This window comes from Paraburkholderia solitsugae, from assembly GCF_013177695.1.
GTDB lineage: Bacteria > Pseudomonadota > Gammaproteobacteria > Burkholderiales > Burkholderiaceae > Paraburkholderia > Paraburkholderia solitsugae.
Genome location: NZ_WOEY01000127.1, coordinates 14,836 through 39,132, shown reverse-complemented (window position 1 = coordinate 39,132; position 24,297 = coordinate 14,836). Strand labels below are relative to the sequence as shown.

Genomic DNA, 24,297 nt, shown 5'->3' with positions numbered 1-24,297 from the left:
GTCCGCACGAGCGGCCATCACTCCGGCAATCACTGCACGCACCTGAAAAAGAACTGTCTTCGAGCTCATGAGGAATCAGCCTTCGTTTCTCCAGATACCTTCATCGCGGGGATATCAGTTGCGATCGCTCAGGTAGCCTGTTCTACACCGATGGTGACTGAGCGATCAGTGATCAATCCACTCCGACGATGCGTGCCCGACGATTGGCAGAATGCACTACATCGTCTGAGCGTGCGTTACGCGGCACGAACGTTAGACAACGGAAACTCGCCAGACCCCGGGATCAACCGCCAGCCTTTTCGCACCGTCGCAGACGGGACGCTTGCAATCTCCATAGCCAAGTCATTCAGGTCAAATGCAATTTCGCCTTCGCGCCACGGCAAAGTGGACATTTCTATCCGCCCAATGCCCTCTTCGATCGTCCCAAATGACGACTCGAAATCAACAAATGCCTCTATTTCCGCCCGACTCGCTGTGCCACCTTCAATCTTTCTCCGGGCACGAACCGCAGGCGAAGTCCACATGCCGCGATTTCTCGAATAAATGAAGTAGCCGCCCGCAACGCAAAGATACGCTTGCTGATGTTCATCGCCCGAATTCTGAATACGTTCAAGCGCGAAGCTCTGGCCGACGCTGTCAGGCAACTTATGCCATAGCTCGTAGTAGTCGGTTGCGATCCCGATCTCCTCGACGTCATTCCCGGTAAATCGCATCTGTCCGAAGTCGTCGGTCTCCCGAAGACGGTAGTCGATCTGGCGGAGCCAGCGGCACACGTCGTCTTCCACTGTCGTGAATCCACAGAATGCCTCTTGCTGCAGCAACGCCTGGAGCTGCTCCGGACTGCATTCTTTCAGACTGCAAACCCCCGAGAAATCAGGCCGGTCGGCCGGAATCCGAATGTCCGCGTGCCAATATGGTGTCTGCAACCAGAAAACCCGAGTCGTCAAATCCCAAGGCGACGCGCCCCTGCGGAGCTTCGAGCGCTTCCAGACCCCAACGTAATTTGATGGAATCCTGTTTGTCATTTATCTGTCTCCACAAATTCTTTTCTGAGTGCCTCCGAAATGCGATCGACATATTCGTCGAACAGCATCTTCCCTTTCTCAGCCGATGCACCCTTGGCCGGCGACAGCACGCCCGACGGCGGTACCCATTCTGTTCGGGCCGGATGTACGTCATAAGGAGGAAACACCGCCGCGGGATCATCGACCAGGCTGTCGATCCGAACCAGATCCGGAAATACATGCAGCCCCATCGACGTTTCAAGAACGGCCGCATGCTCAAGGGCAAATCCCGGGAAGCCGTCGGGGAAACACTTGTCCAATGTTGCTGGGGTCGTAAAATCCCAGTAGTCAAAGCGAACGATTTTCAGATCGGTGATGCCCTCGAAGCGCAGGTCCCGGAGCGCGAGGTCGATACCTTCAATTGCGAAAAACAAATTCTCGCAATGGCCATTCATCACGGCGAGCTTCTTGCCCCCATGCCGGCCCAGTTCCTTGATGATGTCCCGCACGACTAGCGTAAGCGTTCCGCCGTCGAGGCTCGTCGTCCCCGGAAAATGATTGCCTCCGCCCATGCGCGGCTGCGATTTGTAGCCGTATGCTATTGGCGGAGCAACGATAGCGGGAATCCGTTCTGCAACGCCCTTGCATATAGCGGTCGGAAGGAAGTGATCCGTGCCCATAGGCAGATGGTACCCGTGCTGCTCCAGCGCGCCGACAGGTAGAAGTACGGTCTGCTGCTCTGTCTGAAGGCGGCGCAGGTATTCAACCCAGGTCATCTCCGCCATCATGTTCGTCTGCATTTGGCTCTCCAAATGGTTAAGAAGACCTCTAACGACACTCAGTAAGCGTTATTTTTTAGCCAGTCAATGTAGCCGTGAATGCCGCCCCGCAATGACCACGAGGCGCGATAGTCGAGCTCTCGAGCCGCTGCGTCGATATTCCACGGACCCTGTCTATCGAGGTGCCAGAAACCAGGACCGACTTCGATGTCCGCTTCCGGCAGCTTCTCCTTCACGATCGCAGCCATCTCCTGCAGCGTGCACCGAGTACCCCCGGTGATATTGAATACCGCGCCCTCGATTCCCGTTGCTTTCGAGCCGAGAATCGCCGCACGTGCAACGTCGTCGATATGGATCAACTGGAATTGATGATCCCCGCCAGACGCCATCCTGAACGGCTGACCAGATAGCACGGTTTTCACGATGTCACGCGTCACCTGCGGCATCTTGTTTCCCGGCCCGTAGACCTCAGAGACACGGATCGATACGACTTCCATGCCGTACAGATCGTTGTAGACTTTCCCGAAGAGTTCCGTCGCCACCTTCGTCACGCCATACGGTGTCGTTGGCGAAAGTTTGGAATTTTCGGTGACCTCACCGTCAATGTGACCGTAGACCGTCTCAGAAGAGAAGTTAACAAGACGCTTGATTCCCGCGAGCCGCATTGCCTCGAGTAGATGGACGGTCCCGTCAATGTTTGCAGCAACCGTTGTCAATGGCAGCTCTATAGAGAGATCAGGATGTGACATTGCCGCCGTGTGGATCACCGTTGTAACGCTATACTTCTGAATCGTCTTGACGATGCAAGGGATGTCGAAAAGCTCGCCTTGTACCGCGACGAGATTCGGCCCACCGACCTCCGCGTAATCACGATTGAAAGAAATGACTTTCTCGCCGGCCTCAGTCAGCTGCGAGACAATCTTCCGCCCGACATATCCAAGGCCGCCCGTCACCATCGTTACCGTCATTGTCTCTCTCCTTTTAGATGAATCGAAGCGGCTGCGTGACTCGCCACTTTCATAAAAAACCTGCAATTTAGAATCTCGACCACGCTGCTATGCGACGCTTGCGTAAGCCAGTTGCCTGAACCCTAATGCGCTCGATACTTGCAACGCATGCTTTTTTACCAGGGTCCCCAGCCTTTCCGGGCCAGGGCTCATCACGCGGCCCGTTGGACCCGGAATGCTTATGGCGCCGATAGCAACGCCATCGCGACCTCGAATCGGCGCGGCAATACAACTTGCACCCTCCGCCAGTTCATCGCTTTCGACCGCATATCCGAGACACACGACATCGCGGAGCGCGCACTCAAACTCGTGCTTTTCCGTCAGGGTGTGTGCTGCGTACTTCACAAGCGGTTCCGTTCCGAACACGGCGTCGAGATACATGGGATCAACCTGGAACGCGAGTACTGCTTTTGCTGAAGCAGAGGTGTACGCCGGAAAGATGGAGCCGACACCCGGCACCATCCTGAGCGCCCGGGTGCCTTCGACCTGGTCGATATAAACGACGTTCTTTCCGTCAAGAACGACGAGATTGCAGGTCTCCCCCGTTTCCGCGGTAATCGCCTCAAGATGAGAGCGCACCCTATGCCGCAGACCCGATGTCCTCTTCCTGACGGTCGACGAAAAGTGAATCATTCGATGCCCAATCACATACCCTTTCGTACCGACCTCCCGGCCGACATATCCGCATTCAACCAATGTGGTGAGCAACCTGTGCGTCGTGCTTGGAGACAGGTCCGAACGCTGCGCAATGTCCCCAAGTCCCGCCGAACCCTCGAGCACATCGGCGAGAACATCGAGAATTTTCAGCCCACGTAGCAGTGACTGGACACTTGAAGCCACAGTGACCTCCATCCAAAAGCGCAACCGTTAGATCGCAGTTCCGCCGTTCGGACTGATCACCTGCCCCACCATGAAGCTGGCGCCAGGACCCGCGAGAAATTCGATTGCTGCGGCGATTTCATCAGGCTGACCAAACCGCTTGAGGGGGATCTGGGCTCTGGTCTCGTCATTGAACTCAACCGTGTCGTGAATCAGCATATGCGTCTCGATCGGACCCGGTGCTACGCAATTGACGAGAATATTTGAAGGCGCGACTTCCTTGGCGACGGCCTTGGTCAGAGCAATCACCGCACCCTTCGACGCGCAGTAGGAGGCATAGGTAGCAAAGCCAATCAGGCCGAGTTCGGATGCCACGTTGATAATACGGCCGCTCTTTCGCGCAAGCATGCTAGGTAGGACGGCTCGAATCCCAGCGAAAGTTCCGCCAAGGTTGACTGCCATGGTTCGCTCAAACCGCTCCCACGACTCCTCTGCCGTGGGGACCGAATGCAGGATTCCGGCGTTGTTGACCAACACATCGACACGGCCGTACTGACTCATTGCCGCGTCGATGAATGCCTCGACCTGCGTGTGATCAGATACGTCGGCTTTACACAGGATCGCACCGCCACCGTTATCGCGCGCCATAGTCGCGACTTCTTCAAGGGCGTCTTTGGTGTCCTGATAGTTCAGCGCCAGGAGCGCCCCCTGCCTCGCGAACCGCTTTGCGGTCGCCAGACCGATACCCCGCCCCGCTCCGGTGATCGCTATAACGTTCCTACTCATCTCCGTCTCCTTTTATGTCTAAACACGGGCCCGCTGATCACCAACGCTTCGAGAGCTGCCAGCAGACGAGTCCAACCAGAATCAACACCAGTTCGCCACCCAGGTATTGAAGTTCCTGCGAATACAGTGCGAATCCAGTGAAGGCCACAACGATCAGCGGGGGGAGCGGCCACAGCGGCATTCTGAAAGGGCGCTCCACGTCCTTCTGGGATACGCGTGCCCAGAAAGCGCCAAGCCCGATACAGAAGTAGACTGCGGCGATCATGGTCCCGGAGAAATTCAGGAGCCAGTCGAGATAGCTGAAGAAACTCAGGACACACGCAGGAACCGCCAACGTCAGGGTTGCCCAGCCCGGAACCGAGTGTTTGTTTAAAGTGCCAATGCGTTTGTTGATCGCATCCGGCCACGCTCCGTCCCGGCCGGTTGCATAGACGCCACGACCGAAATACATCATCAAGGATAGGCCGGCGTTGAAGAGCGCGACGATGACGCCGAAGTCCACAACATACTTTGCCCATGGCCCCATCGCCGTTTCGACGGAGTACAAGACCGGGGAAGGCGCCTTGAGAAAACCCACCAGATCCGGGGCAGCGACCATCGCGGCAAGCAACGGAATAATGATGGTGATCGACGCTATGACTGCGGCCCACACCACGGCCTTTCCGATATTCTTACGTCCCCCATGCAGCTCTTCGGCAAAGCCAAGGGCTGCGTCGTAACCGTTGATGATGTTGAAAGCCGGAGCTAACGACGCGAATACCGCCACCATGCCCACAGCGAATATCCCGTTTCCAGTCTGGTTCAACATCACCGGATGCACGACCAGGTCTCCGAGCGATTGATGTACATGCGTGAATCCTGCGACGGTAACAATGCCGAGAACAGTCAGTTCAACGAACACCATCAAAACTGTCAACCACGCACCGATCTCCACTTTCGTCATCGCGATGAATGCGGCCAATCCTATCGACAGACACGCTATGACCGTGTCCGGCACTGGGAATGTCGGGTACAGGTCGCGCAGAAACTGGGCAATGCCGAGCCCAATCGACGCTGGGATGATCACGCCTTGCAATAGGTAGTTAAACTTCGTTACCCAACTGAACGGCGCAGGCAATGTCTCCCGGACCAGTGTGTACATGCCGCCCGCCGATGGATACATGGATGCCAGCTCACCCAGACACAAGGCGATCAGCACGACGATCACCATCATGAGCAGATTCACACCAGCGGCAGCTGTTCCGGCAGACACGAATACTGCGCCCGACAAAAGGAACACTGCCATTGTCGGGGAGACGTCCGCCATGGCCAGTCCAACTACGTGGCCGGTAGACAGACGCTCCTTCAGTGCATTCCCTGCAACGATCTCCGGTGGTACTGCGATGATGCCGGGCGTGCTGCCCTCACTCAAAATTTGCTGTTCCATATCTAGTCTCCAGTCCTCTTGCCGACGTTCGGTTATCAACCGGCTGCAAGCAGTCTCGCGCGTCATTTTCCAACGAACAAGATGGCAATTCCGCCTGGCGGAAAACCTTTGAAATTGTGTCCGGACGTCAATGAGAGGCACTGTCACGTTGCTCAGGCTGTCGCTTAAGTTGCACGCACAGGCCGTGCATCGCGACGCGTTCTACGGGCACGAAACGTCGCCGCCGCATGAACGGGGCTCGCGCAGCCCGTGGCGAAGCCGACGCGTTGCACACCGCTTCGTCCGTCTCCGAAGTTCACTTCGGTCGATACCTATTTTTTCAAAGTTCCGAGCGAACCAGAATGACTCCCCGTCTCACGACGTTTTATTTCCGGCGCGATACGCGACGTGCAGCGTCGCGCACACGTCATACGCACCGAACGAAGACCACATGAGGGGCACGCAATGCAAGGCAGCAATCGCCATCATCCCGATGCTGAAGTGCAGGCAGACAAGGCATGGAGCATCGAGCAGCACGCCATCGAACCGATTCCCTCGGCCGACCGCCACGGCGCACCGGTCGAGTTGTTCAAGATGTGGATCGGCGCCAATATCAATTACGTGGTCGTCATGACCGGGGCGCTAGTGCTCGCTCAAGGCCTTTCCTTCTGGCAGGCGCTGGGCGCGATTCTCGTCGGGAACGTCCTCGGGTGCGCTGTGCTGGGACTGACGACGATCATGGGGCCTCGCACCGGCACGTCCGGCATCATGACGTCCCGCAGCGCGTTCGGTCAGCTCGGTTCGTTCCTGCCGAAGGCTGTGAGTCTCGTTTCCGCACTGAGCTGGTTCTCGATCAATTCCGTCGTCGCGACCCAGGCGCTCGAAACCCTTCTGAAGCTGGCCGGATGACAAGGTCAAGGCGTCGTCTGGGTCTCATTAGCGATCATTTTGGCGGCGGAGATCCTGCTCGCGATCTTCGGACATGCGACGATCATTGCGGCCGAGAAATGGATTGCGGTGGTGCTGGCCGTCCTGTTCGGCGCGCTGGTGGTGTTCGTCCTGCCGCACGTCGACTTCGCGGTGGCGTTGACGGGCCGCCGCGACGGCGCGTCGTTCGGCACGTGGCTGATCGCCATGGGCATCGTGTTCGCGTATCCGATCAGCTGGTACAACTTCGCTTCCGACTACAGCCGCTACTTTCCGTCGGAAACCAGTTGGAAAAAGATCATGTTCGCCTCGGGCGGCGGTCAGTTCGTGGCGCTCGTGTTCTGCGAAGTGATTGGCGTGCTCTGCGCGACCGCGCTCGGTGGCGCACTGGGCGACGATCCCGTCAGCCAGATGTCGAAGTTCCTTCCGACCTGGTTTACCGTGCCGCTGCTGGGCGCGATCATCCTGGGCGGCATAGCGGTCAACGTGCCGAACGGCTACACCGCCGGATTGGGGCTTCTTGCGCTGCGGATTCCGATCAACCGGGTCACTTCGCTGACCATCATTGCAGTGTTTACGCTCGTCGTCCGCGTGGTAACCGTGTACTACGGTCAGTTCTACGAACTGTACCAGGGATTTCTGAACTACATGGTCTTCTGGACCGCGCCTTGGGCCGCCATCCTCATCGTCGATTACTTCCTCCGCGGCGGGCGCTATCAGGCCGACGCATGGATGAAATGGGGACGCGGCGCATACTGGTACAACCATGGCATCTTCTGGCCGGGCGTGGTGGCGCTCGTGACCGGAACGGTCGCGTCCGTCCTCTTCTCCAACTCGCCGGCCTATGTCAGCCCGCTGATGCGAGACTATCTCGGATGGGGCGACCTGAGCTTCGAGTTCGGCCTGTTCTTCGCCGGCGCGACCTACTTCATGCTAGCGCGGCGACACCCTTCCCTACGCGCGGCGTCGCACGCGGATCGCGCGTCCGCCGACGCGCAAACGCCCCTCGTCTGAGCGGGCCGTGCTTGCCAGTCCTCTCCTGAAAAACGCCTGTTCATGGATGAACCCAATATGATCGACAATCCCATTCCCTGGCCGAACGGCGCACGATGCGCGGCATGCCTGACCTTCGACATGGACGCCGACAGCCTGATTCATCTCGATCACCCGGCGGACGGGTTCAAACGGGTCTCGCCCATCTCGATGCTGCGCTACGGGCCAACCATCGCCGTGCCGCGCATCGTGAAGACCTATAAGCAGCTCGGCATCCGGCAGACATTCTTCGTTCCGGCATGGTGCATCGAGCGCTATCCCGCGGCGATCGAGGCGATGGTGGAAGGCGGCAACGAAATCGGACACCATGGGTATCTGCACGAAAATCCGTGCGAGGGCACGGCGCAAGAACAGGGGTATTGGCTCGATCGCGGCATCGACGTGATCGTGCGCGCGACGGGCAAGCGGCCACGCGGGTGGCGTGCGCCACTGTACAACTTTTCCGATTGCTCGATCGACCTCCTGCTCGAGCGCGGATTCCAGTACGACGCGTCGTTGATGGGCCACGACATCCCGTACCTGATCGAGAGCCGCAACGGACGCGGCACGCTCGTCGAGCTACCGTCGCATTGGGGGCTGGACGACTGGCCCCAGTATGTTCATTCGATCGATCTCGATTACATGATGCCGGTCCGCGCGCCGCTCGCGGGCCTGCGCGCGTTCGTCGAAGAGTTCGACGCGTGCTACAAGTACGGGGGGCTTTGGGTGCCCGTGCTGCATCCGTTCGCGACCGGCCGCCTCGCCCGCTGGGATGCGCTGGCGCAATTCATCGAGCAGCTCCTTGCGCGGGGTGATGTCTGGTTCGCGCCGATGGAGGACATCTCGGCGTACGTGGCCCAACTCGTGGCGAGCGGGAAATGGACACCGATGCGCGAGACGCTACCGCAATACGATGGTCCGCTCGGCATCGCCCGGACGGCGTGACGAACGCGCTAAATAAAACAGCCCTGGAGAATCCCTCCAAATCGTTGATTTGGTGAGAAAAACCGGGGCTTTCTTTACACCGATAATAGTTACGAACAAAAAATCGCCGGCAGCCACGGTACCCCTCCGGCAAATGTTGCAGGTCAGGAAACGCCCTGAGTCCCAGATATAAAAGAAAAACCCCACCATAAGGTGGGGCCGATCTTTACACTTACTAAAACTGCCTATCAGAACGGAATATCGTCGTCCATCTCATCAAAGCCACCGCCAGCCGGCGCGCTCGGACGGCTCGAACCACCACCGCTGCTGCCGCGCGAAGCGCCGCCGCCCGAGACCGCACGGCCGCCACCACCACCACCGCCGCTACGCTCCGACGGCTCACCGCGGCTGTAACCGCCTTCGTCGTCGCCGCCGCCCGTCGAGCCGCCACGACCACCCAGCATTTGCATCTGATCGGCGACGATTTCGGTCGAGTAACGGTCAGTGCCGTCCTGAGCCTGCCACTTACGGGTGCGGATGCGCCCTTCCAGATACACCGACGAACCCTTCTTCAGATATTGGTTCACGATTTCAGCAAGCTTGCCGAAGAACGCCACACGGTGCCATTCGGTTGCTTCCTTCATTTCGCCGGACGCTTTGTCCTTGTACCGGTCCGTCGTCGCAAGGCGGATGTTCGCCACTGCGTCGCCGCTCGGAAGATAACGAACTTCCGGATCGGCTCCGAGATTGCCGACGAGAATGACCTTGTTCACGGATGCCATGAGTTTCTCCTGTTGATTCCATTACGGGCGGCGCGGCAACGCGCGATTCGCGTCTCAAGCCAGTGGGCCCGAGACCGGAACTGCGCCTCAGCCCGCCGCCGGGTGAGTTCTGTCAATAAAACGCCTGGCCGCCCCAGGTTTTCCGCACCGAAGGAAGTCCCTTGGGGCATTGAACCCGCCGGGAGGCCTGGCGCGAAGCGCCAGAGTTGGGGGCGCAGCTATGCCTTCTTGCGCGGCGGCTGTTTCATATTTGCCGCGATTATAAGCCAGCAAAACACCAGCCCAGAGCAAGTGAAAAAGACTGCGCTCTGCCCGTCCACCTTGAGCAGCCATCCGCCGACCACCCCGCCAAGCGCAAGACCGATCGACTGGGTGGTGTTGTACACGCCGGCCGCCGCGCCCTTGCGGGTGCCCGGCGCCAGTTTCGACACCAGCGAAGGCTGCGACGCCTCAAGAATATTGAAGCCAAGGAAGTAGACAAAGAGGATCGCCGCCACACTCAGAATCGTATGCGGTGCGACGCCCAACAACAACTGTCCGATCAGGATAAGACCGATCGCCGACAGCAGCACAATTTTCATTTTCCCGCGTTTTTCCGCGGCAATGATCGCGGGGACCATCATCACGAACGAGAGGCCCATCACCGGCAGATACACCTTCCAGTGCGACGCGACCGGCAGGCCGCCGGCTTCGAGAATGCGCGGCACGACGAGGAACAATGCGGTTTGCGTGGCATGCAGGACGAGCACGCCGAAGTTCAGGCGCAGCAGCTCGACGTTATGCAGCACCTCGGCAAACGGCGCACGTACGTGCACGGGCTTGGGCGCATCCGGCACGACCCACAGCACCAGGCCAACGGCCAGAATCGAGAAGATGCCGACCAGCGTGAACAGGCCGCTCATGCCAACCCACTGGAACACGATCGGCGCACCGACGATCGCCACCGCGAACGAAATGCCGATACTGCCGCCGACCATCGCCATCGCCTTGGTGCGATGCTCCTCGGAGGTGAGGTCGGCGATAAACGCGATCACCGCGGACGACACCGCGCCCATCCCCTGAATCACCCGGCCCACGATGATCCACGTCATATCGTGCGCGCCCGCGGCGACGAAGCTGCCTAGCGCGAAGATCAGGAGGCCGGTCGCGATGACCGGTTTGCGGCCGACCTTGTCGGAGACCCAGCCGTAGAAGATGTACAGCATCGACTGCGTCACGCCGTACGCACCGAGCGCGATACCCACCAGCAGCACGTTGTCGCCGCCGGGGATGGTCTTCGCGTAGATCGAGAACACCGGCATGATCATGAAGAGACCGAGCATGCGCAGCGCGAAGATGGCGGCAAGCGACACGGTCGCGCGCATTTCAGGCGCGCTCATGCGTGAGGATGTAGCGGACGGATTGGACATCGGGAGCGTTCTTTGAATGAGCTGGGCGGCACACCGCGGGCGGGTCTTCCCCGCAGAACGGCCGCCATCAGGCGGCACACCACGGGATGGCTGGACGGCGGCAAACATACGGCGCGGCATGGGGGCCGGCGACCTTGCTGCATGCTCGCCTCGCGCCTCGCGGCGCCTTGTACTCGCGGAAAATGGCCCCAGTTAGACCTCTTCCCCGCGGCGCTGGACCGCTGCCTTACAACTTGCCTTGGCACCCGATCGAGCTGTCAGGAAGCCGTAACGGCGGTCTTGAAAAGTCGTTATAGTAGCAGGTTTAGCCGCCTCCTCTTTCCGCCAGGTCACGGGCCAAGTCTTGGAATAACGCGTGGAACAAATCCGTATCCGTGGGGCTCGCACCCACAACCTGAAGAACGTCAATCTCGACCTCCCACGTCACAAGCTCGTCGTGATTACGGGCCTGTCCGGCTCGGGTAAATCGTCACTGGCGTTCGACACACTCTACGCGGAAGGGCAGCGGCGCTACGTCGAAAGTCTCTCCGCTTACGCCCGCCAATTCCTGCAATTGATGGAGAAGCCGGACGTCGATCTGATCGAAGGCCTGTCGCCGGCGATCTCGATCGAACAGAAAGCGACCTCGCACAATCCGCGTTCCACGGTCGGCACCGTCACCGAAATTCACGATTATCTGCGGCTGCTGTTTGCACGGGTCGGCACGCCGTACTGTCCGGACCACGAAATTCCGCTGGAAGCGCAAAGCGTCTCGCAGATGGTCGATGCGGCGCTCGCGTTGCCGGAAGAGACGAAGCTGATGATCCTCGCGCCGGTGGTAGCGAACCGCAAAGGCGAGCACGTCGAACTGTTCGAGGAAATGCAGGCCCAGGGCTTCATCCGTTTCCGGGTGCGCTCGGGCGGCGGCACGGCCAATGAGGGCGTCGCGAAGATCTATGACGTCGACTCGCTGCCGAAGCTGAAGAAGAATGACAAGCACACGATCGACGTCGTCGTCGACCGGCTGAAAGTGCGCGGCGATATGAAGCAGCGCCTCGCTGAATCGTTCGAAACAGCACTGCGTCTCGCCGACGGCCGCGCGATCGCGCTGGAAATGGATACGGACAAGGAGCATCTGTTCAGCTCGAAGTTCGCCTGCCCGATCTGCTCGTATTCGCTGCAGGAACTCGAGCCGCGCCTCTTCTCGTTCAATAACCCGATGGGCGCGTGCCCGGAGTGCGACGGCCTTGGCCAGATCACTTTCTTCGATCCGAAGCGGGTCGTCGCGCATCCATCGCTGTCTCTGGCGGCAGGCGCGGTGAAGGGCTGGGACCGGCGTAACCAGTTCTACTTCCAGATGCTGCAAAGTCTCGCGGCGTTCTACGAGTTCGACATCGACACAGCCGTCGAAGACCTGCCGGAGAAAGTCCGCAAGATTCTGCTGTTCGGTTCGGGCAAGCAGGAGATTCCGTTCTCGTACATCAACGAACGTGGCCGCACTTCCGTACGCGAGCATGTGTTCGAAGGGATCATCCCGAACCTGGAGCGGCGTTACCGCGAGACCGATTCGGTCGCGGTGCGCGAAGAACTCGCCAAGTATCAGAACAACCAGCCCTGCCCCGCCTGCGCCGGCACACGGCTGCGCCGGGAAGCCCGTTTCGTGCGGATCGGCTCGAACAGCGACGCGCGCGGCATCTTCGAAATCAGCGGCTGGCCGTTGCGCGACGCGCTCGGCTATTTCCAGACGCTGCGGCTCGAAGGTTCGAAGCGCGAGATCGCCGACAAGGTGGTCAAGGAAATCGTCGCGCGCCTGATGTTCCTGAATAACGTCGGGCTCGATTACCTGTCGCTCGAACGCAGCGCGGAAACGCTGTCGGGCGGCGAAGCGCAGCGGATTCGCCTCGCCTCGCAGATCGGTTCCGGTTTGACCGGCGTGATGTACGTGCTGGACGAGCCGTCGATCGGTCTGCATCAGCGCGACAACGACCGGCTGATCGCCACGCTCAAGCATCTGCGCGACCTGGGCAACTCAGTGATCGTCGTCGAACACGATGAAGACATGATCCGCATGGCCGACTACGTGGTCGACATGGGTCCTGGCGCGGGCGAGCACGGCGGGATGGTGATCGCCGAAGGCACGCCCAAGCAGGTGGAGGCGAACGCGGCATCGATGACCGGCCAGTACATGTCCGGCGCCCGCAACATCGAATTCCCGGACGAGCGCAAAGAGCCGGACGAACGGCGTCTGCGCATCGTCGAGGCGTACGGCAACAATCTGCAGCACGTCTCGCTCGATCTGCCGGTCGGCCTGCTGACCTGTGTGACCGGCGTGTCCGGTTCGGGCAAGTCCACGCTGATCAATGACACGCTGTACCACGCGGTCGCGCATCACCTGTACGGCTCGTCCGCTGAGCCGGCGCCGTACGAATCGATCGAGGGCCTGGAGCACTTCGACAAGGTCATCAACGTCGACCAGTCGCCGATCGGCCGCACGCCGCGCTCGAATCCGGCCACGTACACGGGCCTGTTCACGCCGATCCGCGAACTTTTTGCGGGCGTGCCCGCGTCGAAAGAACGTGGCTATGAAGCGGGCCGCTTCTCGTTCAACGTGAAGGGCGGCCGCTGCGAATCCTGCCAGGGCGACGGTGTGCTGAAGGTGGAAATGCACTTTTTGCCGGACGTGTATGTGCCTTGCGACGTCTGTCACGGCAAGCGCTACAACCGCGAAACGCTGGACGTCCAGTACAAAGGCAAGAACATCAGCGAAGTCCTCGACATGACGGTGGAGAACGCCTACGAGTTCTTCAAGCCGGTGCCGGTCGTCGCGCGCAAGCTGAAAACCTTGCTGGACGTGGGTTTGGGCTATATCCGGCTGGGCCAGTCGGCCACCACCCTGTCGGGCGGCGAGGCGCAGCGCGTCAAATTATCGTTGGAACTGAGCAAGCGCGACACCGGTCGCACTCTCTACATCCTCGACGAGCCGACCACCGGTCTACACTTTCACGACATCGCCTTACTGCTGGAAGTCATTCACCGTTTGCGAGACCAGGGTAATACCGTCGTGATCATCGAGCATAATCTCGATGTAATAAAGACCGCCGACTGGGTGATCGATCTCGGCCCCGAAGGCGGAGCCGGCGGCGGTCAGATCATTGCGCAGGGCACGCCGGAGCAGGTTGCGAAGTCGAAGGCAAGTTTTACCGGTAAGTATCTGGCGCCACTGCTGAAACGCACTGCCAGTAGAAAGTAACGCTGCACAACACGGGTTGGAGACGGAATAAGCCATGGCCAAGCGGAATCAGGCGCGCGACGACGGGCAAGTGCAGGACCTACGCCCACGCCCGGTCAGGCTGACTAGCGACATGAGCCTGCCGACACTGTCGGCGGTCGAAATCGGCAGTTACGTGCTGATGCTGTTCGGAATGTGGGCCGTCATCGAACTGAGGCTGCTTGGCGCCCTGCTGGCCGGGCTGCTGGTGTTTCAACTTGTGCATACCATCGCGCCGCGCATCGAACGGCATATGTCGAGCCAGCGCGCGCGCTGGCTCGCGGTGGTGATCCTCTCGGTGGTGATAGTAGGCGCACTGACGGGGCTGACGCTCGGCATCATCGGACATTTCGAAAACGACGTGCCGAGCGTGCAGAAGCTGCTCGACCAGGCAATGCAGTTGATCGATCAGGCGCGCGGCCGGATTCCGCAATTCGTCGCCAACTATCTGCCGGTCGATACGGAGCAGATGAAGAGCAGGGCGGCCGAGTTGATGCAGAGGAACGCGAACATGCTGCAGCAAAGCGGCAAGACCGCGGCGCGCGGCTTCACGCACATCCTGATCGGCATGATCATCGGCGCGATCATCGCGGTCGGGGCGCAGAAGCATATGCAACGGCTGCCCTTGTCCACAGCGTTCGTCACGCGCGTGACCCGTTTCGCCGATGCCTTCCGCCGCATCGTATTCGCTCAGGTCAAGATTTCCGCGATCAATGCGGTCTTTACCGGCATTTTCCTGCTGGTGATCCTGCCGATCTTTCACGATACGCTGCCGCTCTCCAAAACGCTGGTGCTGGTGACGTTTATCGTCGGCTTGCTGCCGGTGATCGGCAATCTGATCTCGAACACGATCATCGTCGCGGTGGCGCTCTCGGTAAGCTTTCCGGCGGCGGTCATGTCGTTGGTATTCCTGATCCTGATTCACAAGCTAGAGTACTTCCTGAACGCGCGCATCGTCGGCGGTCAAATCGAGGCGCGCGCCTGGGAATTGCTGATCGCGATGCTCGTGATGGAAGCCGCGTTCGGTATCCCCGGCGTGGTCGCGGCGCCGATCTTCTATGCGTATATCAAGCGGGAATTGATTTATCTGCGGCTGGTGTGAGCGGGCAATCAGACCGCGACGCGCGGCTTAGCAGACGCAGGCAAAAAGCGGCACTTCGGTGCCGTTTTTTTTGCGTCAGCCGTCTTCAGGAGGCCTGATTCGCGCTGCGCCCGCCGCTTACCAAAAGCTTGCGGGAGGCCACTCGATTCGCATAAGATGCGAACAATTCCCATTTACAACACAACACCGTGACTCGCTGTTTCCCGTCGTTTACCATTCCGCCGGCTCATTTATGAGGCGGCAGTTCGTCCGTCTGCACCGCTGGTTCGGTGTCGTTATTGCGCTGTTTCTGTTTGTCGCCGGCCTGACCGGCGCGATCATCGCGTGGGATCACGAACTCGATGCCGCACTGAACCCATCGTTCTTCAAAGCGCGCACCGACGGCCCGGCACTGTCAGCGCTCGAGTTGGCACGTCGCGTCGAAGCGGCCGATCCGCGCCTGCAGGTGACGTATCTACCGCTCGGCGCTGAACCCGGCCACACGTTGCAGATGATGGTGCTGCCACGCACCGACCCCTCCACCCAGCAGCCCTACCCGCTCGACTTCAATCAGATCGCCGTCGACCCCGCCACCGGCGACGTACAGGGGCGACGCGAATGGGGCGCCGTGTCGCTCGCGCGGATCAATCTGATTCCGTTCATCTACAAGCTGCACTACACGCTGCAATTGCCGTTCACCGGCGGTATCGATATCGGCACGTGGCTGATGGGCATTGTCGGGATCGTGTGGCTGTTCGATAGCGTGGTCGCCCTATGGTTGTCGTTTCCGAGCTTCAAGGCATGGCGCAAGTCGTTTGCGTTTCGCCTTGGGCGTGGTGGCTATGCGCTCACCTTCGATCTGCACCGGTCGGGCGGCGTGTGGATCTGGGGCTTGCTGGTGATCGTCGCGCTGACGTCGGTGTCGATGAATCTTTCAAGGCCGGTCGTCCGGCCAATCGTGTCGCTGTTCTCGACGCTCACGCCTGATCCGATCAACAACCTCGAAATCCTGCGCAAGCCCGAGCCCGGCGATCAGGTCCTGAGCCGCGAGCGCATCGTGGAGCTAGCCGAGCAAGCCGGCAGAGCGCAGAACCTGAAGGTGCCGCCGGGCGGCGTCTACTACGCGGAATTCCTGCACGCCTACGGCGTCGGCTTCTACGCAACCGGCAACGATCACGGCGATCTCGGCCTCGGCAATCCGTGGATGTATTGGGACGCGGCCACAGGCAAGCCGCTCGGCGCGCAGATCCCCGGCAAGGGCACAGCCGGCGACATCTTCATGCAGGTGCAATTCCCGCTGCACTCGGGACGCATCCTCGGTCTCGGCGGGCGGATTCTGATTAGCGCGATGGGGATCGCGGTCGCCGTGCTGAGCGCAACGGGACTGCTGATCTGGCTGAAGAAACTGAATGCGCGCCGCCGTTCGGCACACAACGCACGGCACGCACGGCACGCACGGGACAAGCGGGATGCGGGCAGGACCGCGCTGCGGTCCTGATCTGCTTTTAACGAAACACTACCGTCTTGCTACCGTTCAACACGACGCGATGCTCGACATGCCACTTCACCGCACGCGCGAGTGTCACGCATTCAACGTCGCGGCCAATGGCAGTCAGTTGCTCCGGCGTCATGCTGTGATCGACACGCTCCACGCCCTGCTCGATGATCGGACCTTCGTCGAGATCCGTCGTCACGTAGTGGGCGGTTGCGCCGATCAGTTTCACGCCGCGGTCGAACGCCTGGTAATAAGGCTTCGCGCCCTTGAAGCTCGGCAGAAACGAGTGATGGATATTGATCGCGCGGCCAGCGAGGGATTCGCACAGTTGCGGCGACAGAATCTGCATATAGCGCGCGAGCACCACCAGATCGGCTTGATGCTCGTCGATCACTTCGAGCACGCGCGCTTCCTGCGCGGCCTTCGCGTCGGGCGTGCCGCCCATCAGCGGGAAGTGATGGAACGGAATGTCGTAGCTGGCCGCGAGCTGATAGAACTCCTTGTGGTTCGAGATGATCGCCGGAATCTCGATACCCAATTGACCGGTGCGATAGCGGAACAGCAGGTCGTTCAGGCAATGGCCGATCTTCGACACCATGATCACGACGCGCGGCTTCACCGACGCATCGTGCATTTCCCAGCGCATGCCGAACTGCTCAGCAAGCATCGCGAACGACTGACGCAACACGTCCAGACCCGGATCGCCACCCACCTGCTGAAAATGCACGCGCATGAAGAACTCGCCGGTGCGGCTGTCGCCGAACTGAGCGGAGTCGAGAATATTGCTGCCACGCTCGAACAAAAAGCCCGAAACCGCGTGGACGATGCCGGGCCGGTCGGCGCACGACAGTTTGAGGATAAAGCTGTGATCGGTCGACATGACCTGGGTGACTCCCTTCTTCAGTGCGTAGTTTGTTCGGTGTGTCTTATTCGATGCAGCGTGCTCCAGCGTGACCTGGCTTGTCCGCCGCACCCGCGCCCAACTAGCGCTTATGCAAGCGCCGGCGGCTCGAACAGCGTCTCGATGCCCGGACACGCGTCTGCGTCGATCCAGCGGCGGCGCAGCAGACAGTCCAGCGTGGCGAGACTCGCGTCCACCGTCATCCCGCCTTCTTCGATCCAGCGTGCCACTTCGTCGATGCGCGCGAGCCGGTGTTCGCCCACTTCGCCGTCCTGATTGCGCGGCGCGAAATCGCCCGGCAGCGCGAGGTCGTAGATAAAAATCTGTTCGGCCTGCGTGCCTTCCGGCAACGATTGCAGCACATGCGCGGTGCGGCCGGCCGTGGCGCGCGCGGCGATCTCCTCGGGAATGCCGGCTTCTTCCCAGCACTCCTTGATGATCGTCGCCTCGATGCCGAAGCCCCAGCCGATCCCGCCTGCCACAACATTGTCGAGCATGCCCGGGTCAGTTGCCTTGGTGTCGCTGCGGCGCGCGATCCACAGTTGCGGGGCGCCATCCGCGTATTCTACGACGCCGTTCAGATGCACCGCGTAGGTCATCGTGCCGAAGAAGCGCGACGCCGCGCGTTCGATGTACGCGAGCGGCGGCGCATCGAACGCATTGCGGATCGCGTAAGTCTCATTGCGCCAGCCGGGAATACGGCCCTCGGCGGCAAGTGCGCCGATCACGGAGCCAAGCGCCGCGCTGCGCAGGTCGACGGTGTTGAACACGGACGCGAGCGTCACGCGCCCGCGTTCAACACCGTCGATTTCAAACACATCGGGCCAGCGCGCGAGCAACGGCACATCGGTCGAACGAATCCAGCCGACCTGCTCGGCGTCGATCCAGAACGGCAGATGCGCGTCCGCGTCGAAGCGGCGCGCGGCGGTGATGCAAGGCAAAGTCATTTAAAGCTCCAAACTGGTCTTCTGGCGCACCCGGTTGTCGGCGCTCGCGCAGTCGCTTAAGCGGACCCTCTGTCAATCCCGCAAGGCGACGCGAATCCCGATCGCAATGAACGTCGCGCCGGCGAGCCGGTCGAGCCACACGCCCACGCGCGGCCGGCGCTTCAGCCAGCCGCCGATCAGTCCCGCGCACACGCCGAACAGCGAAAACACCACCACGGTCTGCAACATGAACAACACGCCGAGTTCGAGCATCTGCACCGTGACGCTTTGCGTGCCGTGCGGCTGCACGAATTGCGGCAGGAACACGACGAAGAACAGCGTCACTTTCGGATTCAGCAGATTGCCGAGGACGCTCTGACGAAACACCGCCATCAACGGTTGCGGCGGGCGCTCGTGCGCGGTGGCGAGGCCCTGGCTGCGCAGCGCCTTGATGCCGATCCAGACCAGATACGCGGCGCCGGCCAGCTTGATCACTTCAAACGCAACCGGCGACGAACGCAGCAACGCGGCCACGCCAAGCGCGGCCAACGTGGTGTGGAAGGTAATGCCGGCGGCAAAGCCGAGCGCGGCGACGAGGCCCGCCGCACGGCCTTGCGAGATGCCGCGTGCGAGCACTTGCAGATTGTCGGGGCCGGGCGCCATCGTGATGGCGATCGAGGTTGCGAGAAACAACAGGAAGTTGGGCATCTTTCTTACCTTCTTTGTGTGCAGGAAGAAGTTCGCATCCAGCGCTCAATGGCCGCCGAATTCAGTCACCGTATAGAGCGGCAGGCCCGCTTTGCGCAGCAAGGCCGAGCCGCCGAGCTCAGGCAGATCGATAATCGCCGCGCCTTCGACCACCACGGCGCCAAGCCGCTCCAGCAGAATCTTGCCGGCCATCATCGTGCCGCCGGTGGCGATCAGATCGTCGATGATCACGACGCGATCGCCCGGCTTGCAGGCGTCCTCGTGAATCTCGACGGTCGCGGTGCCATATTCGAGCTCGTAGGATTGCGCGACTCGCTTGTACGGCAGCTTGCCCTGCTTGCGGATCGGAATGAAGCCGAGGTTCAGCTCGTAAGCCAGAATCGGCCCGATGATGAAACCACGCGCATCCAGCCCGGCGACGTAGGCGAGCTTCGCGTCGATATAGCGCTGAACGAACAGATCGATCAGCACGCGCAGCGACTTCGGCTCCTGCAGGAGCGGCGTGATGTCGCGAAACTGCACGCCCGGCAGCGGCCAGTCGGGCACCGTGCGGATGTGGCTTTTGATGTAGTCGGCCGCATCGAGCGGCGCGCTCGCGAGCGCGTTGGACATGATGTCTCCGGATGGACCTCGACAGGTCCGATGAATGGCTAAATCAGGTGCGGCCGGCCAGGTACGGCGGGCTCAGGCGCGGCCGGCAACGCCGCCCCGGCGAGATCATGCCACGCCGACCTTGCACACTAGACCGCAGCGGCGCCCGCCCGGCGATGCTTCGAGAGCCGCTCTTCGGCTTCGGCCAACTGTTCGGGCAGGCCCCGCAACACCACGATGTCGCTCGCGCGCAGCTTGGTGGACGGGTCCGGCTCGACGCCGCGAATGCCGTGCCGGCGAATCGCCGTCACTTCGACACCCAGATCGAACAGGCCCAGTTCCGCCAGCGTTCGGCCCACCGCGTCCGAGTTTTCGTCGACCGGCACCGATTGTAGCCGCACCTGTTCGTGGCCGTCGTCGTCTTCCACGTCGTCCGCGCCATGGAAATAGCCGCGCAACAGCGCGTAGCGCTCGTCGCGCATTTCCTCGACCCGCCGCACCACGCGTCGCATCGGCACGCCCATCAGCACCAGCGTATGCGAAGCCAGCATCAGGCTACCTTCGACGATTTCCGGAATCACCTCGGTCGCGCCGGCGGCCAGCAGCTTTTCCAGATCGGCGTCGTCGACGGTGCGAACGATCACCGGCAGCGTGGGTTCCAGTTCGTGAATATTGTGGAGCACGCGCAATGCCGACGGCGTGTTCGCGTAGGTAATCGCGATCGTTGCCGCGCGATGGATACCGGCGGCAAGCAGCGATTCGCGCCGCCCCGCATCGCCGAATACGACCGATTCGCCGGCCGCCGCCGCAGCGGCGACGCGATCGGGGTCCAGGTCCAAAGCGACGTACGACAGACCTTCATGCTCCAGCATGCGCGCCAGATTCTGCCCAGCCCGGCCATAGCCGCAAATGATCACATGGCCGCTTTGCTTCAGGCTCTGCGTCGCGATACGTGTCATCTGCAAGGATTGCATCATCCACTCAGTCGACGACAGGCGCAGCACGATACGGTCCGAGTTCTGGATCAGGAACGGCGCGGCCAGCATCGACAGCAGCATCGCCGCGAGAATCGCCTGCAACAAGGTGGCGTCGACCAGATGCTTGTCGAGAATCAGATTCAGCAGCACGAAGCCGAACTCGCCGGCTTGCGCGAGGCCGATACCGGTGCGCATCGCGACACCCGGCGACGCACCGAACAGGCGCGAGAGCCCGGTCACCATCACCGCCTTCAGCAGGATCGGCCCGACCAGGAAGCCGAGCACGATGAATGGGTGGTCCCAGATCACGCGCGGATTCAGCAGCATGCCGGTCGTGACGAAGAAGAGACCCAGCAGCACGTCGCGAAACGGCTTGATATCCTCTTCCACCTGATGCCTGTATGGCGTTTCGGCGATCAGCATGCCGGCGATGAACGCGCCGAGCGCAAGCGACAGGCCGAACTTGTCCGTGATGAACGCCGCGCCGAGCGTCACCAGCAACAGATTGAGGATGAACAGTTCCTGCGAGCGGCGCCGCGCCACCACGTTGAACCAGCGCGTCATGAAGCGCTGCCCCACTATTAACAATAGGGACAAGGCCACGACGATCTTGATGGCCGCTATCCCGAGCGAGCTGACGAGATTGTTCGAACTGCCACCCAGCGCTGCGATGACAATCAACAACGGCACCACCGCCAGATCCTGGAACAGCAGCACGCCGAAGATATTCCGGCCGTGTTCGGTTTCGATCTCGAGCCGCTCAGCCAGCATCTTGCTGACGATCGCCGTCGACGACATCGCCAGCGCGCCACCCAGCGCCACGCTCGCCTGCCACGTGATGTGCACCCAGCGCTCCAGCACGAAACCGAGCGAGACCGCCACGGCGATGGTGCCGATCACCTGCAACAGGCCGAGACCGAACACGAGGCGGCGCATCGAACGCAGTTTGGAGAGCGAAAACTCCAGGCCGATCGAGAACATCAGGAACACGACGCCGAATTCGGCCAGATTCTGCGCGCCGGCCGAGTCTGGAATCAAACCGAACGCGTGCGGCCCGACCACGATGCCGACCGTCAGATAGCCGAGCATCGGTGGAAGATTCAGAAAGCGAAATAGCACCACGCCCGCCACCGATGCCAGCAGCAGGAATAGCGTCATTTCGAGCGGGGAAATCATCGGCAAAAACGCATCGGTAAAGCGTCCTCGTTCGTCAGCGGAACCGCGCACGAGAAACGCCGCGCGACAAGGTTGTGGGGCCGTAAAAAACAGCAATAAAGGCAGCGGCTTGGCACAGCAGGCCCGGCGCGGCGAACAAGCGCCTTTGCTATACTCCGCGAATGATAGCGAAAATCAATGGCGACAGGGCACTCGCGCTCGCTCGTGACGTGCTCGACATCGAAGCGGACGCCGTGCGCGCGCTCCGCGATCAACTCGACGATGGCTTCGTCGGGGCGGTCGACTTCATCCTCGGCTGCCGTGGACGCGTCGTCGTTTCCGGCATCGGCAAATCCGGCCACGTGGCCCGCAAGCTGGCGGCCACGCTTGCCAGCACCGGCACGCCGGCGTTCTTCGTTCACCCGGCGGAAGCCAGTCATGGCGACCTCGGCATGGTCACGGCAGACGACGTGTTCCTCGCGCTGTCCAATTCCGGTGAAACTGAAGAACTCGTGGCGATCCTGCCGCTCATCAAGCGGATCGGCTCGAAGCTGATTGCGATGACGGGCCGCCCGTCGTCGAGTCTCGCACAACTGGCCGACGTGCATCTGAATTCCGCCGTGTCGAAAGAAGCCTGTCCGATGAATCTTGCGCCGACCGCCAGCACCACCGCCGCGCTCGCGCTCGGCGATGCGCTCGCGGTCGCGGTGCTGGACGCGCGCGGCTTTGGCCGGGACGATTTCGCCCGCTCGCACCCGGGCGGCGCGCTCGGCCGGCGTCTGCTCACGTATGTTCGCGACGTCATGCGCACCGGCGACCAGGTACCCAAGGTGATGCCCGATGCGACCGTCCGCGACGCGTTGTTCCAGTTGACCGCCAAACGTATGGGCATGACGGCGATCGTCGATCACAACGATCACGTGACCGGCATCTTCACGGACGGTGACTTGCGCCGCGTGCTTGAACGCGACGGCGATTTCCGCCAACTGTCGATTGCTTCAGTGATGACCGCCGGGCCGCGCACCATCGGTCCGGATCACCTTGCTGTCGAAGCCGTGGAACTGATGGAGCGCCACCGCATCAATCAGATGCTGGTCGTCGACGAAGCAGGCAAGCTGATCGGCGCACTCAACATGCACGACCTGTTCTCGAAGAAGGTGATCTGATGGCTGTCGCCCCCCTTACCGCCACTGAACGCGCAAGCCGCGTCAAGCTGATGATTTTCGACGTCGACGGCGTCCTGACCGACGGCGGCCTGCTGTTTACGGCGGAAGGCGACACGATGAAGGCGTTCCACTCGATGGACGGGCACGGCATGAAGCTGCTGCGCGAGGCCGGCATCGAAACGGCGATCATCACCGGGCGCAAGTCGGGCATCGTCGCGGCGCGGGCGAAAGAAATGAATATCACCCACGTCTATCAGGGCGTGCAAGACAAACCCCAGGCGTTCGCCGACCTGCTCAAGCAAACCGGCCTGACAGCGGAAGAATGCGGCTATATGGGCGACGACTGGGTCGATCTCGGCGTGATGCTGAAGGTCGGCTTCGCGGCGGCGCCAGCCAATTCGCATCCTGAAGTGATCGCGCGCGCCCACTGGGTCAGCGAGGCGCGCGGTGGCCACGGCGCCGCGCGGGAAGTCTGCGACACGCTGCTGCGCGCGCAGCACAAATATGAGGCTCTGCTCGCGGCAGCCTGTAGCGGCGAACAGCGAGGCCTCGTCGGATGAATCGGTTTCGCTGGACCTCACTGATTCCGCTCGTCGCGATGGCGGCGCTTGCCGGCATTACATGGTGGCTGTTGCAAGCCACGCTGCCGCGGCAGAACGAAGACGTGGTGCGCCCCAAGGAGCACACGCCCGATTACTTCGCGGACAACTTTTCGGTTTCCGAACTCGATCAGTCGGGCTCGACGCAATACCGCCTGACCGCGACCAGCCTGATCCACTACGAAGACGACGAGCTGAGCGATCTGGTCAAGCCGGCCATGCGCGCGTTCCAGCCGGGCAAGCCGATCGTCACCGCGACCGGCGACACCGGTACGGTCAACGGCGACGCCTCGATCGTCAATCTGTACGACAACGCGCGCATCATACGGGCCGCCGGCAACGGCGATCCGCAGATGCAAGCGGATTCGCAGCATTTTAGGGTGCTGGTCAACGACGATGTGATCGAGACCGAAAAGCCGGTTAAACTTCAGCGCGGCATGTCTGTGATGACTGCCAGCGGCATGAACTACAACAACGTCACCCGGGTGATGCAGCTGTTCGGCAATGTGAAGGGCGCGATTGCCGCGTCCGAAGGCTCCGCCAGCTCGCCCAAGCAACCCGGGTAATCCATTCCAGG

At 61.1% G+C, this 24,297-nt stretch carries 20 protein-coding genes and 1 pseudogene; 8 read left to right on the top strand and 13 right to left on the bottom strand.

The features are described from left to right. Positions 1-236: 236 nt before the first annotated feature. The 6 genes from GNZ12_RS31660 to GNZ12_RS31635 all read right to left on the bottom strand — a co-directional run bounded on the left by GNZ12_RS31660 (position 237) and on the right by GNZ12_RS31635 (position 5,821). Complete coding sequence (locus GNZ12_RS31660; protein WP_172316047.1) at positions 237-1,025, bottom strand: hypothetical protein; 789 nt, start codon at positions 1,023-1,025, stop codon at positions 237-239. After that, a complete protein-coding gene (locus GNZ12_RS31655) occupies positions 1,022-1,804 on the bottom strand; it encodes a creatininase (protein WP_172316046.1) in 783 nt (260 codons plus the stop codon). Before GNZ12_RS31655 ends, GNZ12_RS31660 begins: the two co-directional genes overlap by 4 nt. Before the next feature lie 38 nt (positions 1,805-1,842). Beyond that, positions 1,843-2,751, bottom strand: a complete 909-nt coding sequence (locus tag GNZ12_RS31650; RefSeq protein WP_172316045.1) for an NAD-dependent epimerase/dehydratase family protein — start codon at positions 2,749-2,751, stop codon at positions 1,843-1,845. 87 nt (positions 2,752-2,838) lie between these two features. After that, positions 2,839-3,630 (bottom strand): IclR family transcriptional regulator, encoded by a 792-nt coding sequence (locus tag GNZ12_RS31645; RefSeq protein ID WP_172316044.1) that lies wholly within the window; start codon positions 3,628-3,630, stop codon positions 2,839-2,841. Between the two features lie 27 nt (positions 3,631-3,657). Further along, entirely contained in the window at positions 3,658-4,395 is a 738-nt protein-coding gene (locus GNZ12_RS31640; RefSeq protein WP_172316043.1) for an SDR family NAD(P)-dependent oxidoreductase, read from the bottom strand. Between the two features lie 37 nt (positions 4,396-4,432). After that, entirely contained in the window at positions 4,433-5,821 is a 1,389-nt protein-coding gene (locus GNZ12_RS31635; protein ID WP_172316042.1) for an APC family permease, read from the bottom strand. Between the two features lie 444 nt (positions 5,822-6,265). Between GNZ12_RS31635 and GNZ12_RS31630 the strand changes: the two are divergent. Further along, positions 6,266-7,741: pseudogene (locus GNZ12_RS31630) on the top strand (purine-cytosine permease family protein). Positions 7,742-7,783: 42 nt separating this feature from the next. Then, the gene (locus GNZ12_RS31625; RefSeq protein ID WP_216673447.1) at positions 7,784-8,704 is read left to right on the top strand and encodes a polysaccharide deacetylase family protein; all 921 of its coding nucleotides are present in this window, start codon (positions 7,784-7,786) and stop codon (positions 8,702-8,704) included. A 227-nt stretch (positions 8,705-8,931) separates the two neighbouring features. Here GNZ12_RS31625 and GNZ12_RS31620 read toward each other — a convergent pair whose 3' ends face one another. Together GNZ12_RS31620 and GNZ12_RS31615 are read right to left on the bottom strand one after the other, a co-directional pair. Then, entirely contained in the window at positions 8,932-9,465 is a 534-nt protein-coding gene (locus tag GNZ12_RS31620) for a single-stranded DNA-binding protein (protein ID WP_172316041.1), read from the bottom strand. Positions 9,466-9,683: 218 nt separating this feature from the next. Then, positions 9,684-10,874, bottom strand: coding sequence for an MFS transporter (locus GNZ12_RS31615; RefSeq protein ID WP_172316040.1), 1,191 nt, complete (start codon positions 10,872-10,874; stop codon positions 9,684-9,686). Positions 10,875-11,229: 355 nt separating this feature from the next. Between GNZ12_RS31615 and uvrA the strand changes: the two genes are divergently transcribed. From uvrA to GNZ12_RS31600, 3 genes are all read left to right on the top strand, one after another. Further along, positions 11,230-14,103 (top strand): excinuclease ABC subunit UvrA, encoded by a 2,874-nt coding sequence (uvrA, locus tag GNZ12_RS31610; RefSeq protein ID WP_172316039.1) that lies wholly within the window; start codon positions 11,230-11,232, stop codon positions 14,101-14,103. A gap of 34 nt (positions 14,104-14,137) precedes the next feature. Then, positions 14,138-15,223: an AI-2E family transporter gene (locus GNZ12_RS31605; RefSeq protein WP_121109227.1), complete on the top strand. Its 1,086-nt coding sequence runs from the start codon at positions 14,138-14,140 to the stop codon at positions 15,221-15,223. A gap of 232 nt (positions 15,224-15,455) precedes the next feature. Further along, complete coding sequence (locus GNZ12_RS31600) at positions 15,456-16,700, top strand: PepSY-associated TM helix domain-containing protein (protein ID WP_172316038.1); 1,245 nt, start codon at positions 15,456-15,458, stop codon at positions 16,698-16,700. Positions 16,701-16,707: 7 nt separating this feature from the next. On the opposite strand, the gene purU is transcribed toward GNZ12_RS31600, so the two are convergent. From purU to GNZ12_RS31575, 5 genes are all read right to left on the bottom strand, one after another. Next, a complete protein-coding gene (gene purU, locus GNZ12_RS31595; RefSeq protein ID WP_172316037.1) occupies positions 16,708-17,577 on the bottom strand; it encodes a formyltetrahydrofolate deformylase in 870 nt (289 codons plus the stop codon). A 110-nt stretch (positions 17,578-17,687) separates the two neighbouring features. Further along, positions 17,688-18,545 (bottom strand): NUDIX hydrolase, encoded by an 858-nt coding sequence (locus GNZ12_RS31590; RefSeq protein ID WP_172316036.1) that lies wholly within the window; start codon positions 18,543-18,545, stop codon positions 17,688-17,690. Between the two features lie 72 nt (positions 18,546-18,617). Next, entirely contained in the window at positions 18,618-19,232 is a 615-nt protein-coding gene (locus GNZ12_RS31585) for a LysE family translocator (RefSeq protein ID WP_172316035.1), read from the bottom strand. A gap of 45 nt (positions 19,233-19,277) precedes the next feature. Continuing rightward, positions 19,278-19,844, bottom strand: coding sequence for an adenine phosphoribosyltransferase (locus GNZ12_RS31580; protein ID WP_172316034.1), 567 nt, complete (start codon positions 19,842-19,844; stop codon positions 19,278-19,280). A 128-nt stretch (positions 19,845-19,972) separates the two neighbouring features. Beyond that, the gene (locus GNZ12_RS31575; RefSeq protein WP_172316091.1) at positions 19,973-21,976 is read right to left on the bottom strand and encodes a cation:proton antiporter domain-containing protein; all 2,004 of its coding nucleotides are present in this window, start codon (positions 21,974-21,976) and stop codon (positions 19,973-19,975) included. A gap of 161 nt (positions 21,977-22,137) precedes the next feature. Between GNZ12_RS31575 and kdsD the strand changes: the two genes are divergently transcribed. From kdsD to lptC, 3 genes are read left to right on the top strand one after another with little or no spacing between them, the layout of a single operon-like run. Then, positions 22,138-23,121, top strand: a complete 984-nt coding sequence (kdsD, locus tag GNZ12_RS31570; protein WP_172316033.1) for an arabinose 5-phosphate isomerase KdsD — start codon at positions 22,138-22,140, stop codon at positions 23,119-23,121. Further along, a complete protein-coding gene (locus tag GNZ12_RS31565; RefSeq protein WP_172316032.1) occupies positions 23,121-23,681 on the top strand; it encodes a KdsC family phosphatase in 561 nt (186 codons plus the stop codon). The genes kdsD and GNZ12_RS31565 overlap by 1 nt, the downstream gene beginning before the upstream one ends. Further along, positions 23,678-24,286, top strand: a complete 609-nt coding sequence (gene lptC, locus GNZ12_RS31560) for an LPS export ABC transporter periplasmic protein LptC (protein WP_172316031.1) — start codon at positions 23,678-23,680, stop codon at positions 24,284-24,286. The genes GNZ12_RS31565 and lptC overlap by 4 nt, the downstream gene beginning before the upstream one ends. Positions 24,287-24,297: the final 11 nt, after the last annotated feature.